This window comes from Candidatus Deferrimicrobiaceae bacterium (assembly GCA_036504035.1).
In the GTDB taxonomy this organism is placed as follows: Bacteria; Desulfobacterota; Deferrimicrobia; order Deferrimicrobiales; family Deferrimicrobiaceae; genus JANXPS01.
This window is the reverse complement of record DASXVV010000009.1, coordinates 197,262-216,167: the sequence shown is the minus strand read 5'-3', so window position 1 is coordinate 216,167 and position 18,906 is coordinate 197,262. Positions and strand designations below refer to the sequence as shown.

11 protein-coding genes and 1 tRNA gene are annotated in these 18,906 nt (G+C 57.0%); 10 read left to right on the top strand and 2 right to left on the bottom strand.

Annotated features, from left to right (window positions below):
• The 9 genes from VGK27_06760 to VGK27_06720 all read left to right on the top strand — a co-directional run bounded on the left by VGK27_06760 (position 1) and on the right by VGK27_06720 (position 16,215).
• Positions 1–2,847 carry a helicase-related protein gene (locus tag VGK27_06760; GenBank protein HEY3489804.1) on the top strand — a complete coding sequence of 949 codons (2,847 nt, stop codon included), beginning with the start codon at positions 1–3 and terminating at the stop codon, positions 2,845–2,847.
• A gap of 18 nt (positions 2,848–2,865) precedes the next feature.
• Entirely contained in the window at positions 2,866–6,777 is a 3,912-nt protein-coding gene (locus VGK27_06755) for an N-6 DNA methylase (GenBank protein HEY3489803.1), read from the top strand.
• Between the two features lie 44 nt (positions 6,778–6,821).
• Positions 6,822–8,336, top strand: a complete 1,515-nt coding sequence (locus VGK27_06750) for a hypothetical protein (protein HEY3489802.1) — start codon at positions 6,822–6,824, stop codon at positions 8,334–8,336.
• A gap of 84 nt (positions 8,337–8,420) precedes the next feature.
• Positions 8,421–9,422, top strand: coding sequence for an SIR2 family protein (locus tag VGK27_06745; protein ID HEY3489801.1), 1,002 nt, complete (start codon positions 8,421–8,423; stop codon positions 9,420–9,422).
• Positions 9,415–12,237, top strand: a complete 2,823-nt coding sequence (locus VGK27_06740) for a hypothetical protein (protein HEY3489800.1) — start codon at positions 9,415–9,417, stop codon at positions 12,235–12,237. Before VGK27_06745 ends, VGK27_06740 begins: the two co-directional genes overlap by 8 nt.
• 731 nt (positions 12,238–12,968) lie before the next feature.
• Positions 12,969–13,922, top strand: a complete 954-nt coding sequence (locus tag VGK27_06735) for a hypothetical protein (GenBank protein ID HEY3489799.1) — start codon at positions 12,969–12,971, stop codon at positions 13,920–13,922.
• A 1-nt stretch (position 13,923) separates the two neighbouring features.
• Entirely contained in the window at positions 13,924–14,526 is a 603-nt protein-coding gene (locus VGK27_06730; protein ID HEY3489798.1) for an ATP-binding protein, read from the top strand.
• The gene (locus VGK27_06725) at positions 14,523–14,840 is read left to right on the top strand and encodes a hypothetical protein (protein HEY3489797.1); all 318 of its coding nucleotides are present in this window, start codon (positions 14,523–14,525) and stop codon (positions 14,838–14,840) included. Before VGK27_06730 ends, VGK27_06725 begins: the two co-directional genes overlap by 4 nt.
• Before the next feature lie 253 nt (positions 14,841–15,093).
• Entirely contained in the window at positions 15,094–16,215 is a 1,122-nt protein-coding gene (locus tag VGK27_06720; GenBank protein HEY3489796.1) for a tyrosine-type recombinase/integrase, read from the top strand.
• 22 nt (positions 16,216–16,237) lie between these two features.
• Here the strand turns inward: VGK27_06720 and VGK27_06715 are convergent.
• Positions 16,238–16,322: transfer RNA gene (locus VGK27_06715), tRNA-Leu, on the bottom strand.
• 129 nt (positions 16,323–16,451) lie between these two features.
• On the opposite strand from VGK27_06715, the gene VGK27_06710 reads away from it, so the two are divergent.
• Positions 16,452–16,814, top strand: a complete 363-nt coding sequence (locus tag VGK27_06710; protein ID HEY3489795.1) for a hypothetical protein — start codon at positions 16,452–16,454, stop codon at positions 16,812–16,814.
• Between the two features lie 29 nt (positions 16,815–16,843).
• Here VGK27_06710 and VGK27_06705 read toward each other — a convergent pair whose 3' ends face one another.
• The gene (locus VGK27_06705; GenBank protein ID HEY3489794.1) at positions 16,844–18,868 is read right to left on the bottom strand and encodes an EAL domain-containing protein; all 2,025 of its coding nucleotides are present in this window, start codon (positions 18,866–18,868) and stop codon (positions 16,844–16,846) included.
• Positions 18,869–18,906: the final 38 nt, after the last annotated feature.

Sequence of the window (18,906 nt, the reverse complement as noted above, 5' to 3'; positions counted from 1 at the left end):
TTGCCACAAGCAACTTTTCGCCCTGGATCGCTCGTCAAGGCGCGGGGGCGCGAATGGGTGGTGCTTCCCGAAGAGCGTCCCGACGTTCTTCGACTTCGCCCGTTGGGTGGAAGTGACGAGGACGCCACCCGCATCTACGTGCCGCTAGAACCGGTGCCGCCGCAGCCCGCCACGTTTGCGCCGCCCGACCCGAAGAAAGCGGGCACCCACGAAGCCGGATTACTCCTGCGCGATGCGCTCCGACTCAAACTTCGCGCTGGGGCGGGTCCGTTCCGCAGCTTCGGCAACCTGTGCGTCGAACCGCGCGCCTATCAGCTTGTGCCGCTGCTCATGGCGCTCAAGCTCGACACGGTCCGGTTGCTCATCGCAGACGACGTGGGGATCGGCAAGACCATTGAGGCGGCGCTTATCGTTCGCGAACTGCTCGACCGCGGCGAAATCCGCCGGATGTCCGTCCTGTGTCCGCCCCACCTGTGCGATCAGTGGAAGCAGGAACTACAGTCCAAGTTCAATATTCACGCCGAGGTGGTGAGAACCGGCACCGCCGGCCGTCTCGAGCGCGGCCTCCCCTCGGGCAGGTCTCTTTTCGAAGCGCATCCGTTTACCGTGGTCAGTCTCGACTACATCAAGTCCGACCGCCGACGCGAGAGCTTCCTTACTTCCTGCCCCGAGTTCGTCGTCATCGAAGAGGCGCACACTTGCGTCCAAGGCAACCCTGGCACCAGGCACCAGCGATACCAGTTACTGAAGGGCTTGGCCGCCGATCCCGATCGACACATGGTCATGCTGACGGCGACACCGCACAGCGGCGACGACGAGGCGTTTTACAACCTGCTCGGTTTGCTCGATCCGTCGTTCCGCGATATGCGGGGCCAGACCGGTCTTATCCGGGATGCACAACGCGAAAAGCTCGCATCCCATTTCGTTCAGCGCCGTCGAGCAAATATCGCCGAGTGGAAAGACGCCACTCTATTCCCTGATCGGCACACCAAGGAAGAGACTTACCGCTTGACGGGCGATTGGGGCTCACTGTTTACAGACGTGCTGGCGTTTGCCCGCGAGATGGTCGAGAGCGTCCGGGGTGATTCGATCCTCCGGCAGCGGATGAACTGGTGGGCCGCGCTTGCAATGCTGCGCTGCATCAGTTCCAGTCCCGCAGCGGCAGCGATCGCGATCAACACGCGTCTAAAAGCGGTCGAAGGGGTGACAGAAGCCGAGCAGATCGCCGCGCTCGAACAGGCGGGTGTGGAGACCGTGTTCGATGGCGAAAGCGAAGAGCTGTTTTCCGGCGACGAAACGGTGCCTGCCGCCCATCCGGAAGCCATTATTCCGGAATCGTCGGCTGGGAAGAAGCTCGCGTCATTCGCAGAACGGGCGCTGAAGCTTCGCGGGAAGGCGAAGGATCCCAAGCTGGCCACCCTGATCAGCATCGTGAACGCCCTAGTCAGGGACGGGTTCAATCCGGTCGTATTCTGCCGCTATATCGCCACAGCCCACTACGTAGCCGAACAATTGCAGTCTGAGTTGTCGGGGAAAGCGGTGGCCATCGAGGCCGTCACCGGCGAGCTGGCGTCCGAGGAACGGGAAGAAAAGGTGGCTGCTCTGTCGGGTGAAGATCGACGCATCCTCGTGGCGACCGACTGTCTTTCCGAAGGGATCAACCTGCAGGCCGGGTTCGATGCGGTCGTCCATTACGACCTGAGCTGGAATCCGGCGCGCCATGAGCAGCGGGAGGGGCGTGTCGACCGCTTCGGCCAGCGATCGAAGGTCGTCCGTGCGGTGATGTTGTATGGCGACAACAATCCGGTCGATGGAGCGGTTCTCCGCGTCATTCTTCGGAAGGCCGACGTCATCCGTAAAGAGCTGGACGTGTCGGTCCCGATGCCGACCGACGCGAACAAGGTGACGCAGGCCATCATGGAGGCGGTGCTGCTCCGGAAAAGCAGCGCCTCTGGCGCAGCTGATCAACTGCAACTGGCTTTCCCAAAGGAAGAAGCCGAAGTCGATGCCGCGTGGGCTAGCGCCCGTGAAAAGGCGAAGCAGAGCAATACGCTTTTTGCCCAGCGCCGGATGCGGCCTGAAGAGGTGCTGCCAGAATGGCGCAAGGCGGTTGACGTTCTTGGGGGAGAGGAAGATGTTTCCCGGTTCGTGACGGTCGCCGCAAAAGGGTTGGGCGCACCGCTTGATACCGGTAAGGGATTCTTCCGCCTTCCGATTCGCCATCTGCCCGGCGTGTTGCGGGAGCAACTTTTGTCGAACGGTTTTCCCGAAATGATGAAAATTGCTTTTTCCCATCCGCCGGCAGGCGCCGAACACGTCCACCGTGCCCACCCGCTGGTGGCCGCGATATCCAATTACATCTCCGAGATCTCGCTTGAAGAGGGCACGCCTGACATTGGCTCCCGGTGCGGGGCACTCTTCACCCAGACGGTCACCGAGAGAACAACCGTCTACCTCCTTCGTCTTCGCAGTCAGCTTGAAGTCATTCGCGGCGGCGATGGCGATCAGGTGCTACTGTCCGAGGAATGTGTGGCGGTTGCGGTTCGCGGGGCGACTTCTCCCGTCCTAGTAGAGAACGCGGATGCGCTCGCCCTGATGCAGGCCGGGGTGGCGAGAAACATGGAACCAGCCCAGCGTGAACGGCTGCTTGGCGAAGCGATCGCCGCGATCACCGGATTGAATATGGCCTTCGAAACGATCGCCACGCGGCGTGCGAAAGAGCTGCTGGCCGATCATCGACGCGTGCGCGATGCCGGCAAGACGAAGGGCATCAGTTATCTCGTGACCCCGTGCCTCCCCGTAGACGTGATCGGCGTCTACGTGCTGATGCCGGTGGCATCCTTTTAGGGGCGGGGCGCGGGTACGATGAGACGCGATAACGGCATCGGATTCACGGCGCTTCGCACGGAAGGAGGCATCCTCCCCTCGGGTTTCCTGCAGAAAGTCGCCGCACTCGAAGCGAACCGCCAGAAGGGCGATGATTACTGGATAGCTCGGGGACTGAACCTGAAAGACGAGATCGGCAGGGCGTGGCGAATTGCGTTAGCGGAATGGAAGGAATACCGGGAGCGTGTCGTAAGGACAGGCGCCGACCCCGTCAAAGTGGGTATCGAAAGCTGGCTCGCTCAGCTTCTGAAAAGCGGTCTCGGGTTCGACGACATCGCCGGGGCCGAAGCCGCCATATTGGGCGGCCGTACCTTCCCGGTTCGGCACTACGCGGCCGGCGGCAAGGTACCGCTGGTGATGACGACCGCCGACATCCCGCTCGACAAGGGGAACGTACGCTTTGGTGAAGAGGGTCGCCGACGTTCGCCCCACGCGCTACTCCAGGAATTTCTCAACGCCGAGGACGCCAGCCTGTGGGGGATCGTTTCCAACGGTCTCGTGATCCGACTGTTGCGTAAAAATCCGAGTCTGACCCGGCCGGCCTACGTCGAAGCCAATCTCGAACGAATGTTCGAAGAGGGGCTCTTCTCCGACTTCGCCGCCTTCTGGCTGATCTTTCACGCAAGCCGCTTCGGCGTGTTGGGCGAAAAGCCTGATGGATGCATTCTCGAACAGTGGCGGCATGAGGCGCAGAAGACGGGCGAGCGGGCGCTGGCGCACTTGAGGGACGGGGTGACAGATGCTCTGCGGCAACTGGGAAACGGTTTCGTCTGCCAAACGAGCAACGATGCCCTGCGCGAGGCGCTCCGGTCGGGATCGCTTTCGTCCCAGGATTATTACCGGGAACTGCTCCGGCTCGTCTACCGCTTCATCTTCCTGTTGACGGTCGAGGACCGTGAAGTGCTCCACGATGACGCGTCCGACGCCGAAGCACGTGATCTGTACGCCCAAGGGTATGGAATCGCCCGCCTTCGGGAGCAGAGTTTACGTCGCCATGGCTACGATTCCTACGTTGACCGATGGGAGGCGCTGCGGGTCGTATTCCGCGGCCTGGCTGACGGTGCCGCGCCGCTCGCGCTTCCCCCGTTGGGTGGTTTGTTCGCTCCCGGCGCGTGTCCGAATCTCGATGGGGCGCTCATCGAGAACGGCTTCCTGTTGCGGGCGATCTACGCGCTCGCCTTCTTCAAGACCGGGACTGCGTTGTCGCGCGTCAACTATCGCGATATGGACACCGAAGAGCTGGGCAGCGTCTACGAAAGCCTCCTCGAACTTCACCCGATCCTGTCGGTCGAGGCTACACCGTGGACCTTCGCGTTCGTGGGAGACGAATCGGGCGATCGCGGCAAAGGTTCCGAGAGGAAACTGAGCGGCAGCTACTACACGCCGCAAAGTCTCGTAGGCGAACTGATCAAGAGCGCACTTGAGCCTGTGATCGCGAAAACGTTGGCCGACCATCCGGCAGATCCGCGTGCTGCGCTCCTCTCGTTGAAAATAATCGACCCCGCCTGCGGTTCCGGCCACTTCCTGCTGGCTGCCGCCCGTCGTGTGGCGATGGAGGTGGCACGCCTCGATGCCGACGCCGACATTCCCGACGAGCTGCTGCGCCGTCACGCGTTGCGCGAGGTAGTGCGTTACTGCATCCATGGTGTCGACCGCAATCCACTGGCAGTCGAGTTGTGCAAGACCGCCCTGTGGCTCGAAACGGTCGAGCCAGGACGCCCGTTGGGTTTTCTCGACGCACACATCCGGTGCGGCGATTCGCTGGTCGGGGTGCGCGATCTCAAGATCCTTGACGACGGAATTCCCGACGAGGCATACGCCGCGCTCTCAGGTGACGTCAAGACCGCTGCTCGCGACCTGAAAAAACGGAATGTCGCGGGTGTCAAAGCGGTTCAGGGAAGCCTCTATGCACCGGCTGCGCTGAAGTCCGTCGAGTCGACGATCGACCTCGACGCCATGCCCGAGGAGACGATCGAGCAGATCCAGGCGAAAGCTGCCGCATGGGCGAAATACCAGGAAGCGGCGGAGACCTCAGCGCAACGGCTGGCCGCCGACCTCTTCACAGCCGCGTTCTTCCTGCCCAAGACGCCCGAGATGTTCGACCGCGTTCCGTTGACCGAGGATCTGACGCGCGCCGAAAAGGGGATCGCGATGCGCCCCGGTGTGGCCGAGGCCGTCCACCAGACATCGGTTGCTAACCAGTTCTTCCATTGGCCCATCGCCTTCCGAAAAGTATTTTCAAAGGGCGGTTTCGACGTCGTGTTAGGCAACCCGCCTTGGGAGGTTTCCCAACTTGGCGAGGAAGAATATTTCGCAACGATCTCCCCACGAATCGCTGCCTTGGCAGGAGCGAAGCGCAAGAAGGCAATTGAGGCGTTGAGAACTGATGCCCCAGCGGTTTGGAAACAGTATGAGGAAGACAAGCGCGGATCTGAGGCGGCCAATCAGTTCATTCGTGAAAGTGGGCAATTTCGACTTACTGCCTTTGGGAAATTGAACACCTACTCGTTGTTCTCCGAACTTTTTCTGAACCTTCTTTCTCCCACGGGCCGGGCCGGAATCATCGTTCCAACGGGCATCGTGACAGACGACAACACGAAGGTGTTCTTCAATGCGGTCGCGAGCGGCAAGCGCTTGGCGAGTTTGTATGATTTTGAAAATCGAGACGGGATATTCCCAAGCGTTCATAAAAGCTACAAATTTTCTCTTATGACGCTGGGGGCGGATATCGCTTCAACTGAGTTTGTTTTCTTCGCCGGCGACACCACCCAACTCTCCGATCCGCATCGTCGGTTCACCCTTTCGCCCAACGATATTCGCTTGGTTAATCCGAATTCGAAGACGTGCCCCGTATTCCGTAGTGGCCTCGATGCTGAACTGGCGAAAAAGATTTATCGACGCGTGCCGGTGCTGATCGAGGAAGGAAGGAGCGCTGCCGGTAACCCGTGGGGGATCACGTTTCGGCAGGGGTTATTCAATATGGCCAGCGATAGCGGACTCTTTGTCACTGGTAAAGAATTGTGCGCCGAAGGCCCAGTGATGATGGAGGACATGTCGTACCGCACATCCAGGGACTCACGCTACGTCCCGCTCTATGAAGCGAAGATGGTCCACCAGTTCGACCACCGGTGGGCAACCTACGAATCGAACGGGACCGACTCGCGGGACGTGTCCGACGATGACAAATCCGATCCGTCTTACGCGCCCATGCCGCGATACTGGGTGCCGGAGGAGGAAGTCGAAAAACGGCTGAACGACAAGAACTGGACCCGCAAGTGGCTGATGGGTTGGCGTGATATCTGCCGATCAACCGACGAGCGGACCATGATCGCCGGAGTGGTACCAAGGGTCGGGACTGGCGATACATTTCTGTTGATCATGCCGGGTACAAAAGCCCCCAGACTCATTGCTTGTCTGCTTGGCAATCTCAATTGCTTGGCATTGGATTTAGTCGCTCGCATGAAGGTCGGGGGAACTCACCTCAAGTATCACGTGATGAAACAGATCGCGGTCCTTCCCCCGGAACGATATTCCCAGGAGGATATTGAATTCATCGCCCCCCGCGTCCTCGAGCTGGTCTACACCGCGGACAACCTGCGTCCCTTCGCGGAGGATCTTGGGTACACAGTCGACCCATTCCCGTGGGACCCCGAACGCCGCGCTCTCCTTCGCGCCGAACTCGACGCTCTCTACGCGAAACTGTACGGCCTGACCCGCGACGATCTCCGCTACATTCTCGACCCGTCCGAAGTGTTCGGTCCCGATTTCCCGGGCGAAACCTTCCGCGTCCTGAAAAACAACGAGACTCGCAAGTTCGGTGAATACCGCACCCAACGCCTGGTCCTCGCTGCCTGGGACCGCCTAGAGCAAGAACATACGCATTGGGGATGATCTGTACTGTTAAGTGAGCCTAGAAAGTCAGGACGGGAAACGACATGAATAAAAAGATACAAGTTGGCGCCAAGATTTATTTCACCGATTATTTTGAGGTTTCATCGAAGGTTCTGGAAAAATATGGGGCTTTTAATATATCGCTGATTAACGACTTACCTTTGTTCATCGATCCATTTCTTCTTTTTGATAGTAAAGATGCCAAATACAATTTACTTCATGAGGAAATAATTAAATACGTGAAGTTTTTGCGCGATATCTCGGCCGATGGTTCGATCGATAAGGGATTGCTCGGAAGTTGGTTTAGATTCCCGGAGGTCAGTCAGAACTGGCTTGGTTTTAGCAAACAGGGAAATAGGGGAAGCGGGCTCGGAAAAGATTTTGCCGCTTCCCTTCATCGCAACCTGAGTCGCGTATTCAACGAATTCGGTAAAGAAACAATTACACGTGGAAGCCATCTTGAAAAACTTTGCCTGATCGCGGATGGGGTGGGCCGGGATCATCTGAGCGATTTCACGACGAACTTGATAAAAGGATATTTGCTCGAATATACCCAGAAATTTGCGCGCAAGCACATTGATCCATCTTTCCGTAAGAATTTTCCCGTTGAGAGGGTGACTTTCGATTACAGTACCAGACGATGGAAACGTGGAAATTATGATCTTCCATATTTGAATTCAGATTATGTCCTCCTCACTCCAAAGAATATTTTAACAAAGGATGAGGCCTGGATTAATCGCAGTGAACTCCTTGACCGGTTTCAAGAGATATATGAAGCTCTGCCCAATGAGCAATTAAGAGCACAAGTGGACGACTATTTCTTACGTCGACTTTCTGATGATTCAACGAAGGAAGAAGTTCGCGCAGCTGCAACTGATGCCATAGAAAAATACCCTATCGTAATTGATTATTACATTAGAGATAAGGAATGCACTGGAGAAGAGGCTCATAAAGTAAGTGATTTGAAAGTTAGAGAAACAGAAGTTCAATTTGTCGAACAGATTCAGGGTTTGGTCAATAATCATTTAGTGGGGACGGAGTTTTATGAACTTGGCGATAGTTTCGAGGAATCGTTAAGGCGTCTGCACTTCCTGAAAAATGAGATAGAGAACCGTGACGGTTATAGAATATTTTATCTGAAAGGGAAACCGGTTCAGCGAGAGGCCGACCTTCAAATTATGTATCGCCTCACGTGGTACGCAACAACATACGACGTTAACCGTGAGGTAAACAACGGACGAGGGCCAGTCGATTTCAAAATATCCAAAGGAAAAATAGACAAGACTTTGGTGGAATTCAAGCTCGCTTCAAACGGGAAATTGAAACAAAACTTGAAGCATCAGGTAGGAGTCTACGAAACCGCTAATGATACGAAAAAATCAATAAAAGCCATTCTGTATTTTTCAGACGCCGAATTATCGAAGGTCCAAAGTATACTTACTGAACTCAACTTATCCGATAGGCGAGACATAGTTATGATCAATGCGTGTTCAGAAAATAAGCCATCCGCATCAAAAGTAAGAGACAAAAGGAAGCAGGCGAAAAAAGGAGTAGTTTGAAAAATTATATAATTTCGAATTGGATCACCCAACAAAGCAGTAAGCTACCATGGAACAACGAGATCATGATCGAACGATGAAACTTTGAGCGACGGAATACCGAAGAAACCTACTGATGTTCCTGCCGGTCTCAGAGAGGCTGCGCAACGCGGGACGTTGATTCCCTTCGTGGGGGCAGGGGCATCTATTCTTGCGGGATGTCCAGGGTGGGCTGAATTTGCGGATGGCGCGTTAAGCCACTTTGTCGCCCATGGGATGTTCACCTATTCGCAACTCGACCAGATTAAACATCTCAATCCGCGCGTCAAACTGTCACTGGCGATGGCGCTTCAGAAGGAGCACAAACTTCCCATTGATTTTCGGAAGTTGCTCCATCCGAAGGGACGTGTGAGTGACGACGGCGAAAAACTCTACGGCAGTCTTTCGCGCTTAGGGAAAATATTCGTCACAACGAATTACGACGAATGGCTCGACGAAGAAATTGCCGGTCCCGGATTAACGCTTGGGGCTGTTCCTAATCCTGCAGCGCCTTTGGTTAACCGGGAGAGAAAGGTAATCCACAATGTAAATGATCTGATTCCGGCCCGCCTGAACCAACCCGGGACCGTGATTCATCTGCATGGGTCGTTGCTCGCCCCCGATGACATGGTGATGACTACTCAGGACTATGTGCGACATTATGCGAACGATCGCCTTTCGGGCGACACCGGTACGGAAAACCGGGTCCTGACCTTTCTGGAATACCTGTTCGAGAAGAAGACCGTCCTGTTCGTCGGGTATGGATTGGAGGAACTTGAAATCCTGGAGTACGTGATCCTGAAGGCTCGACGGTTGTCCGGGACTGGCCCGCCGGAAGCCAAGCACTTCATGCTTCAGGGGTTCTTCTCGCACGAACAAGAACTTATGCGGAGCTTGAAGCGTTACTACCTTGAAGCGTGCGGGATCGAACTCCTTCCGTATCTGCGAGACCACAGGGATTGGCGCCAACTATTGGAAGTGCTGGAAGCGTTCGCGCGTCTTGTTCCCGCATCCGACCCCATGGTTCTCCAAGATTTTAAAGAGATGGAGAATTTGCTGGATGGATAAGTTGTCGGCCAACCAGGAGTCTTTCATCACGCTCATGAAGAAGAGCGAAGAGCACGCGCGACGCGGTTTCGAAATGCTCCTCGCGCGTCCCGGTTTCGAAGCATATTTCGACGCACTCGAAGGCGCGGGACTGTTCGACCCGACTTGCAATCCAGCTCCTGTGCCCGCGGATGAGGCCGGGTTTTTCCGAGTGTCTTTTTGGGGGGCGTTGGACTATCTAAAAGCCGTTGCGAAAATTTCCGACGAGACAAAGGATCTGGAACTTGCACAAAAGGTCATGACTGTCGTCCGGGCCGTCAGTCGGGCTCGCGAACCGGATGGCGGTATCCGAGACAACTACCACACATCTCGCATATTCGCCGAAATCATCGGTCTGGTACCAAATGCCGCGGTTTCCATGGACGACCTGAGTCTGATCCCCGGTTGGCTGGAAGGCAGATTCGAGCGAGGGATGGTCGGGCATGCACTGGACGAAGGAGCACTCCATCGTTTCCTGGCTAGCGACTCGCTTGACGAATTGGTTAAGGCGGTTGAAATCCTTCGTCACGTGACCGCCGTACGCCGGGTCGATGCACGAGGACCCGCCGAAGGAGAAAAAATACCGGAGACGGTGGTGGAGGATTATTGGCTCAAGGTGCTGATCGCACATCACTCAAACACCTTGGGAAGTAAAGTGGGCAAGGTTTCCTCAGAGATTCTCCTCGAACGGATCCGGGAGGTTCTCGAACGGGAAAATTGGGGTGTATCTCGCGAGCCTTTCCGCCAGGCCGTCGAAGAACACGACCAGAATTACAGGGAGAAAACGCCGTTCAATCGGTTTGTCGAAGGACTTCGTGACGTGCTCTTGAGTTGGGTGGCGACGGATGGCGCCGCCGCCAAACCTTTCATCGAGGCGCTGTTGCGTGACGAAGCTGGGATAGTCCGCCGAATTGGAATCTATGTCCTAGGGCAACGTTGGGATGATCTTCGGGACATCTATTCGCCTGTTCTCGGACCACGACTGTTCGAAGAAATACATTTGCACGAACTTTATGGTTTGCTCAAAGCGCGCTTCGACCAGATGGAGCTGGGAGAGAAGGACCGGACGCTGGAGGCAATCCGGCAAATTCCTCTGCCGGAAGGAAACGAGCCGGAGCGGCGGCGGAAGCGTACGCAGCGTAGGTGGCTATCCGCAATCGAGGGCAAAGGACACGCGGTTGCGGATGCCTGGTTCCAGGAACTTCAATCCGACAGGACGCTCGGGGCTCTATCGGTACATCCGGATTTCATTTCTTACATGGAGTCATTCTTTGGGTCCGGTCCGACACCCTATGAGGTGCAAGAACTTCTCTTCTTCGCTGAAACCGGGACCATTGCCGAAAAGCTGAACGCTTTCAAGCAACTCGATGAGTGGCGGGGGCCGTCGACAAAGGCACTCGTCGATGTGCTTGAGGAGGCCGTCGGTCTTGCCCCCGAAACCTTTCTTGGCCTGCTCCCCGCGTTTCTTCGTGTTAAGCGGCCCTTCCAATACGGTGTCATCAACGGGTTCAAGCGTCTATGGGAGTCTCCCAATGGGAATCAACCCCGGATCGACTGGGATCGCGCCTGGAATTTGCTGGTGGAATATCTTGAGGCCCTGATTGGCAGTCCGGAATTTTGGGACGAGATGGTTCTCGACCAACAGGGTCTTACGCCAACCCGGGACTGGATTCCGCCAATGGTAGCCGAGTTCCTTAAGGCCGGCACGCGAAACGATGCAAAGGCGTACCCCGAGAGACTTCTGCCGCGCACATGGGCGTTGATCGGAATCTTGCTGGAGCACGCGGAAGCCGAAAAGGAAGTCGGCGACGATCCAATGCACCAGGCAATCAACTCATCAAAGGGCAAGGTGATTGAATCTCTGATTAACCACGCTCTGAGGGTTTGCCGATTGGACGACAAGATGTCCGGTTCGCATGCAAAGGCATGGGCAGAAATGGAGCCTGTATTTGAACGCGAGCTGGCGCGGTGCGAGAACGCCAACTACGAATTTTCGACTTTGGCGGGGGCCTATCTCACAAATCTCGATTACATGAGTCACGAATGGTTGCAGAATCGTGTCCCCCGGATATTCTCCCCCGATTTTCCAGCGAACTTTATTTGCGCCCTCGGAGGGCTTGCTTTTGCCCCTGCGAGCCAATCCATCTACGTCATGCTCGTCAAGAGTGGGGTGTTGGACAGGGCTCTGCAACAAGAACTCAATGGGCGTCATACACGGGAGAAGCTGATAGAACGGATGGCGGTTGCCTATCTTGTGGGCGATGAGGAACTTGATTCACCAAGGTTCAAATACCTTTTCGAGGCGGGTCTTGTCGGAGATCTCGAGGACGCCAGCGGGTTTTTCTGGAGCGTAAGCAATCAGGAATTGTCGGATGACCGGGTCGAACGAATCCTCAGTTTCTGGGATCGGTGCGTTGCCTGGAGCCGCACCGCTTCAGAGCTCCCATCAGGTCTCTTGTCGAGCTTAAGCCGGCTGGTTTGCTACCTGGAATCCATCGGAGACAAAGAAATGGAATGGCTGCTCGCGGTGGCGCCTTATGTTTACGTAGCCCACAACGCCGACGAGTTTATTGAAAAGCTGGACCTATTGGCCGACAAGAACGTTGCCGAAGTCAGTGCTGTCTTCGGAAGAGTGATTGAAACGTACCGTCCCTCTTGGGATTATCAGGATCGGATAAAGTCGTTGCTGGCGAAGTTGGCAGACCGTGGCCGGAAGGCAGACGCCATAACCTACGCGGAGCGACTCCGCGATCTACCGGGAATGCGGCAACTATACGACCAACTGAGTTCCATCTAAGTGATCGACATTTCTTGGTATCCCACCACCCCATGAAAGACGAGCACCCACACTAGACAGACCACGCCGTTATAAGGAGAACCTGGATTGAGACGGGAACTCGGAGGTACGATGGCGAGCAATCTGCTCATCATAATGTTTATATCCGATTTAGGCAGGGAATGTTGTCATAAGATATGAAAACGATTTCATATGACGATATAATGTTGTCATACGATATAAAAACTATTACATATGATCATTTTTGATGATTATCGTATATACAATAAATATCCTTAGCTAATACAAATAATAATTAAAAAAATATACTTGACATATCACTGTTACGTTGATATAGTTGCAGTCAATGAGGGTGTTTCTCCTCGTTCGCGGGCCATCAACCCGCATGTGTCGCGGATTTACTCCGCAGAGGTTTGTGGCCCTGCTGCCATAAGGCAGACGGGCAATCAGGACGCAGCTGCGTACCTGACCACTACTCTGCCGGAGGATCACCGTGAACACGGGAAATTCAACTGTCCCTACAACTATCCCCGAAATTGTCACCGCGCAGGAAATGTCTACTCTCCTGGGCGTTTCGGACGACACAGTCTACAGGCTGGGTCGGCAGGGACGCCTTAAGACTGTCCACGTCGGCAAGTTGGTCCGATTTTTCCGCTCCGATGCCCTCGCTTTCCTTATTCGAAACACGATCGAACCCACGGACGTGCCGGCGACTCGGTAGGGGCGCAGCCGTGGGCTACCGTATCGTCCACGAAGGCTTCTGGGAGGCTTTGGCTACCTTCCCCGCCGAAGTTCGGCTGGTAGCCATTTACCTTGAGACGTCACCGCGCTCTCACTTTTCCGGTTTATTCCCTTTAGCCCCCGATGATATTGCGGAGGAGATTGGCCTCTCTCTCGATATCGTCAAGGGGGCTCTCAATGTCCTCGTAACAGCCGAGTGGATCGTTTATGACGACAATCGACGCCTTGTCTATGTTCAAGGCATGGCCGAACGGCAAGCGGGTGGAAAACTCAATTCGAAACAACTCGCCTCGGTATTTGGGAAGGCGGCAGAACACAGCGAGAAATCTCCATGCGTCCAGGCGATCCGCGTCCGATACGGGGCAACCCCAACCCATTCCGGTATCCCATCGCATAGGGTATCGGATATCCATCCAGATACCGCAATTGGTGCCGAATCAGATCCCCCGCCTGGAGCCCCTCCGGGGGGGGTATCCGACACCCATGCCGATACCGTATCGGAATCGGCACCCGGTACAAAAGAGAAGACAGAAGAGAGAAAAGAGAAAAAGGAACACACACCGGCGGCAGCTGAGGCTGGCCGCCTCGCGCGCGTGTTCGCAGACTCATTGATTGCCAGGGTCCCTAAAATCCAAAGCCTGCAAACAAAGCGGAAGGGGGAGACGCTGGTTCGGTGGAGTCGTGATTTCCAGCCGATCCTCGATTCCGGCGTGTCACCCAGAACGATCGAAGGAGCAATACGGTTTGCTCTGAGCCACGAATTTTGGGGCGGGAGGGTGTCTCGCCCTGATCTCCTGCAGAAGCACCTTGACACCATTCTGGCGCAGATGACCAGTGGAGGCAGCGATGGCCATAGAACCCCGAGATACACCGATGCTCCGGGTGGTGACGCCCCACCAACCGATGCCGTGGTACTCACCTTTGCCGGCCGAGAGGGAGGATGAGGTGAAAAAGATCCTTCGGAAGGCGAACTTTCCGGAGGAGGTTGGGGCGGCGGATCTGAAAAAATACCCTGAGGAGTTCGCCGGGGGAGTCCAGCCGCTATTTGATAGCCGCCTCGGAATCTATATCTTCGGCCCTCTGGGGGTTGGAAAGACTCATTTCGCGGTCGCAATCGGTCGGGCATGGGTTCGCCACCGTATGCACCTCGAAATGTTCGAGGCCTTGTCCGACTACAACGCATATCGAGCCAAGGATGTCTGCTTCGTCGATTCGGCCGACATGGTGCGGGACATCCAAGCCGCAAAATGGCGAAAAACAGAGGCGGGTGTCGAGGGGGAAGATGCAGCCATCAAGCGTTATGTCGATCGGACTCTGCTTGTCCTGGACGATGTTGGTGCCGATCAACCTACTCCAACTGCAACGAGCATCTATCGTGCTGTCATTGGCAATCGTTACAACAAGAACCGCCTGAGCGTCTTCACGTCCAATTTCTCTATCGACCAGATTGGAGAGAGGCTCCGCGAGCCGCGGATTACCAGTCGCCTCCGGCAGACGTGCCGACAAATCTACTACAACGGCTCTGACCGCAGGCAGGTGAATCGATGAACTTACGACTGGAAATCGATGGCGTGATTTTCGATACGACAACGGCGACAAAGCTCCACGAAATTAATGTCGGGAAACCCGGGGACGAGGATTACGAACACACCGCTCTGTACCGTGGCTCGAAAGAAATTTATTTTCTCGTCGGCGAGGGCGGGAAGCTGAGCCGTTGGAGCTGTTCAGGTAAAGGCGGTGAGCTACGCGGTGACGCCGGAATATCTGTGTTGGCCTCGGATGAAGCGTGCGATTGGGCTGACTGGCATGGCATGGACACCGCCGAGATTGAGAACGAATTCGGGTTCGCAACCGTCCGGTAAAAAATAGAGGCTGACGAGATGAATAACACCATGACGATAGTTTCCCCCCTTATGGACGTCGAGGAGACGGCCTCGTACATCGGGGTTTCCAAAGGGTACGTTTACACCCGGCTCAAACGGCTTATTCCCCATCTAAAGCTTGGCGGGTTGAAATTTCGTCGTGAGGACCTGGATCGGTTGATCGTCAACCGGGTTTCGAACCCGGTGGAAATAGGTGATGTGCGTTCGCAGATATCTCTGCGGGAGATGATCCATGAGCAGCGTTTTCAAACGAGTATCAAAAAGCGGGAAGACCTCTTGGTACGTCAGCATCACTTACCAGGGGCAGCGCTACAAGGTGGTCGGCGGAGACACAAAGGGGCAAGCACTTGCGAGGCTCCGTGAGTTGGAGGGACGAATCGAACGCAACAAAAAACTCAGGGATCGGAAGGTTCCATTTGACCTCCTTGCCGACGAATACCTCGCGTGGGCGGCGACTAATCTTGCGCCCCGAACATGCCGCGAACGAGAAATAATCATTCGTGTCCACCTCAAGCCGTTTTTTACGGGGCTGGCGAATGAGATCGTGGTGCGGGATGTGGAATTTTACAAAACGAATCGATTAGCGAAAGGAATCGCGGCCGAGACAATGAACAACGAATTGAAAACCCTCAGTGGGATTTTCAAATATGGCATCGAAAACGAGTACCTTGATTCGATGCCCAAAATTCGGCGCCTTAGCGTTCCGAGAAAAAGTCCGGTGTATTTAAACGAAGCAGAGATCGCCGCCGTCCTGGCGGCAGCAACGCCGGCGGTCAGGATGCGTTTGCAGGTATTGTTTTTCACGGGTCTCCGGAAGGCGGAGCTTGCGCATTTGCATATCGAGGATGTCGACCTTGAAGGGCGCTTACTTCACGTCCGCGCAAGAAATGGATGGACTCCGAAGAATAAAAAAGACCGGTCCATCCCCCTCAATCAACCAGCATACGAGGCGCTGGAGGTTGTCGTGAAAAAACGTCTTGGCGCCCAAGATGGCAACACGCTTCTTTTCCCGGGGCATCGCCCGGGGAAACATCTTTCCGACATTCGTGGCGGACTCAACGCCGCGTGCGAACGTTCCGGCGTGAAGCGAGTCAAAATTCATAACACCCGGAGCACGTTCGGCACGCTCATGGCGGCCTACGGCGCCGATGTCGTCTCCATCACATCCGCCATGGGGCATGCTGATTTACGGTCATCGATGCCGTACCTTGGTGTCGTTGAGGCGCGGACCCGAGTCGCCATCGAAGCGCTGGGAGCGATCAAGGTTCCGGCGATGCCGGAGCATCGAATTTCGCCCGCTGTCCCAAAACTGTCCCATTCCGAAAAAAAGACGAAAAAGGGGAACCCGGCATGACCGGATTCCCCTTTAAAATTCATGGTGCCGAAGGCGGGACTCGAACCCGCACGGATCGCTCCACCACCCCCTCAAGATGGCGTGTCTGCCAGTTCCACCACTTCGGCACGTGGAACCGAGGATTTTAGTAGGTTGGCCGGAGAAAATCAACCCCTTCATTCAAATACCCTCTGGTTTCGCACGGTCGCCCGTGTTTCCATGAAATAGATGGAATCCGAGACGTCAAGAGGGGTGACATGGGGATCGTCCTGAAAAGCGTCCTTTTTCTGCTTCGCCGCGGGCCCGAGATCTACGAGACGGGGAAATTGCTGAGAAGCTCCCTCGGCGCTCAGGGCCCGGCGCTGCCGGCAGGGACAGGAGAGATCGAGGTCGGCTCGGCGGGGGATCGGATCCGCGCGATCGAACATGAAATGCGGTTGGTCCGGGAGGAACGGGAGCAGCTTGCCGTGGAAGTCGAGCAGCTCTCGAAGGAGGTCGCCGCCTTGCGGCCCAAGGTCGAGCGGGCGGAGAAGCGCCTCACGGTGCTGACGGCGCTGTTCGCGGCATTCATCGCGGTGGGGCTTTTCCTTGCTGGAGTTGTGCTGGCGCGCTTCCCGTAGGGGAAAGGGGCGGCGAGGGCCGGGCGCGGTCAGGCCGGGCGGGAGAAGTCGAACTTCCTGTGCTGCGGCTGCTCGACCATGAACCGCTCGAACTCGTCCTCGGGCAACGGCTTGCTGAAGAAGAATCCCTGGATCTCGTCGCACCCGAATCCGCGCAGAAGCTCGAGCTGCTCGAGGGTCTCGACGCCCTCGGCGATGGCGCACATCTTGAGAGAATGCGCCATGGCGATGATCGCCTGGGCGATCGCCGCATCGTCGGAGTCGGGGGTCATGTCTTTCACGAACGACCGGTCGACCTTGAGCATGTGGGCCGGAAATTTCTTTAGGTAGGCCAGCGAGGAATGCCCCGTGCCGAAGTCGTCGATCGCGATGGGGACCCCCAGCGCGTGGAGGCGGCCCAGGATCGCGATGGTCGTGTCGAAATCCTTCATCGCCATCGACTCGGTGACCTCGGCCTCGAAATACTGGTGGGGGAGGCCCGATTCCGACAAGGCCGCCGTGACGGTGTCGACGAAGTCGGGCCGTTCGAACGAGCGGGCGGAGATGTTGACCGCGACGCGGATCGGCGGGAACCCGGCATCCTGCCACGCCTTGTTGCGGCGCGCGGCCTCGTGCAGGACCCATTCGCTGATCGGGACGATGAGCCCCGTCTCCTCGGCCAGCGGGATGAACGACATGGGGGGGACGAGGCCTCGCTCGGGATGCCTCCAGCGGAGCAGCGCCTCGGCGCCCACGAGCTCGCCCGTGGCGAGGTTGATCTCGGGCTGGTAGAAGAGCACGAACTCGTTCCGCTCGATCGCCTTGCGAAGGTCGAATTCGACGGCCTTGCGCTCGGCCACCCGCTCGACCATCTCGGCGGAGAAGAACTGGTAGCCGGTTCCCTGGGACTTGGCGCGGTCCATCGCGATCTCGGCGTGCTTGAACAGCGTGTCGCCCGTCTCGCCGTCGGAGGGGTAGAGGGTGATCCCGATGCATGGGGTGATGTAGATCTCGTGGCCGTCGACCCGCAGCGGGGTCTGGAACAGCTCGAGCAGGCGGCGGCAGGTCTCCTCGATGTCGGCTGCGTCCTTGATGCCGGGCAGGAGGAGGACGAACTTGTCGCCGGTCATCCGGGCGACAGCGTCGCTTTCCCGCAGGGCGCTTCCGACGAGGCGGGCGATTCCCTGCAGCACGTGGTCGCCCACGGTGAAGCCGAGGGTGTCGTTGATTTCCTTGAACCGGTTGATGTCGAAGTGCAGGAGGGCGACCATCGCATCGGCTCGCTTGGCCCGCGCCATCTCCCGCGTCAGCATGTCGTTCAGCAGGAGCATGTTGGGGAGTCCGGTCAAGGAGTCGTGGTACGCCAGGTAGTCGAGCCGGTTCTCGGCCTCCTTGAGCCGGGACAGGTCGTGCGCCGCCATCTGGATGGCCGGCTTGTTCTCGAAGGTCACCATGCCGATCGACATGTCGACCGGCACCTCGCCCTCGGGCCTTAGCAGCTTGGCTTCGAGGCGGGGCAGCTTCTCGCCGGCCATCGCCTGCCGGATCAACTCGGTAAGCACCTGGTGTTCGGACGCGGGGACGACGTCGGCCAGCTTCCTTCCGACCACGACCGACGGGTCGATCTCGCCGAGGAGCCCGGCGCCCGCCGGGTTGGTGAAGATGCATTTGCCGTCGCGGAACAGGAAGATCCCCTCGGGAAGGTTGTCGATGAGCCCGCGGTAGCGCGCCTCGCTCTTCTTGAGCATCTCCTGCGAGCGCAGCTGCTTCTGGGTCGAAGCGAGGGCGTCGAGCATGCCGTTGACCGAGGTGGCCAGGCTCGACAGCTCGTCGGTGCCGGGCATTGTGACGCGCGCCGAGATCTCGCCAAGCTTCCCGATGGCGCGGACGGCGGATTCGAGGCGGCCCAGCCGCTGGAGGATGAGCAGGTCGATGAACCGGAGGATGGCGTAGCCCGCGCCCCCCACGACGAGGATGGAGGCCAGCAGGAAGTACAGGAAATTTCCGGTGGAGGGAAGGATGAGCCTGGCGCAAAGGGCCATCAGGACTGCCGTCGCGAACAGCGCGGCGCCCACGCCTAAGAGCGTTTTCCTGCGGATGGTGGTGATGATGG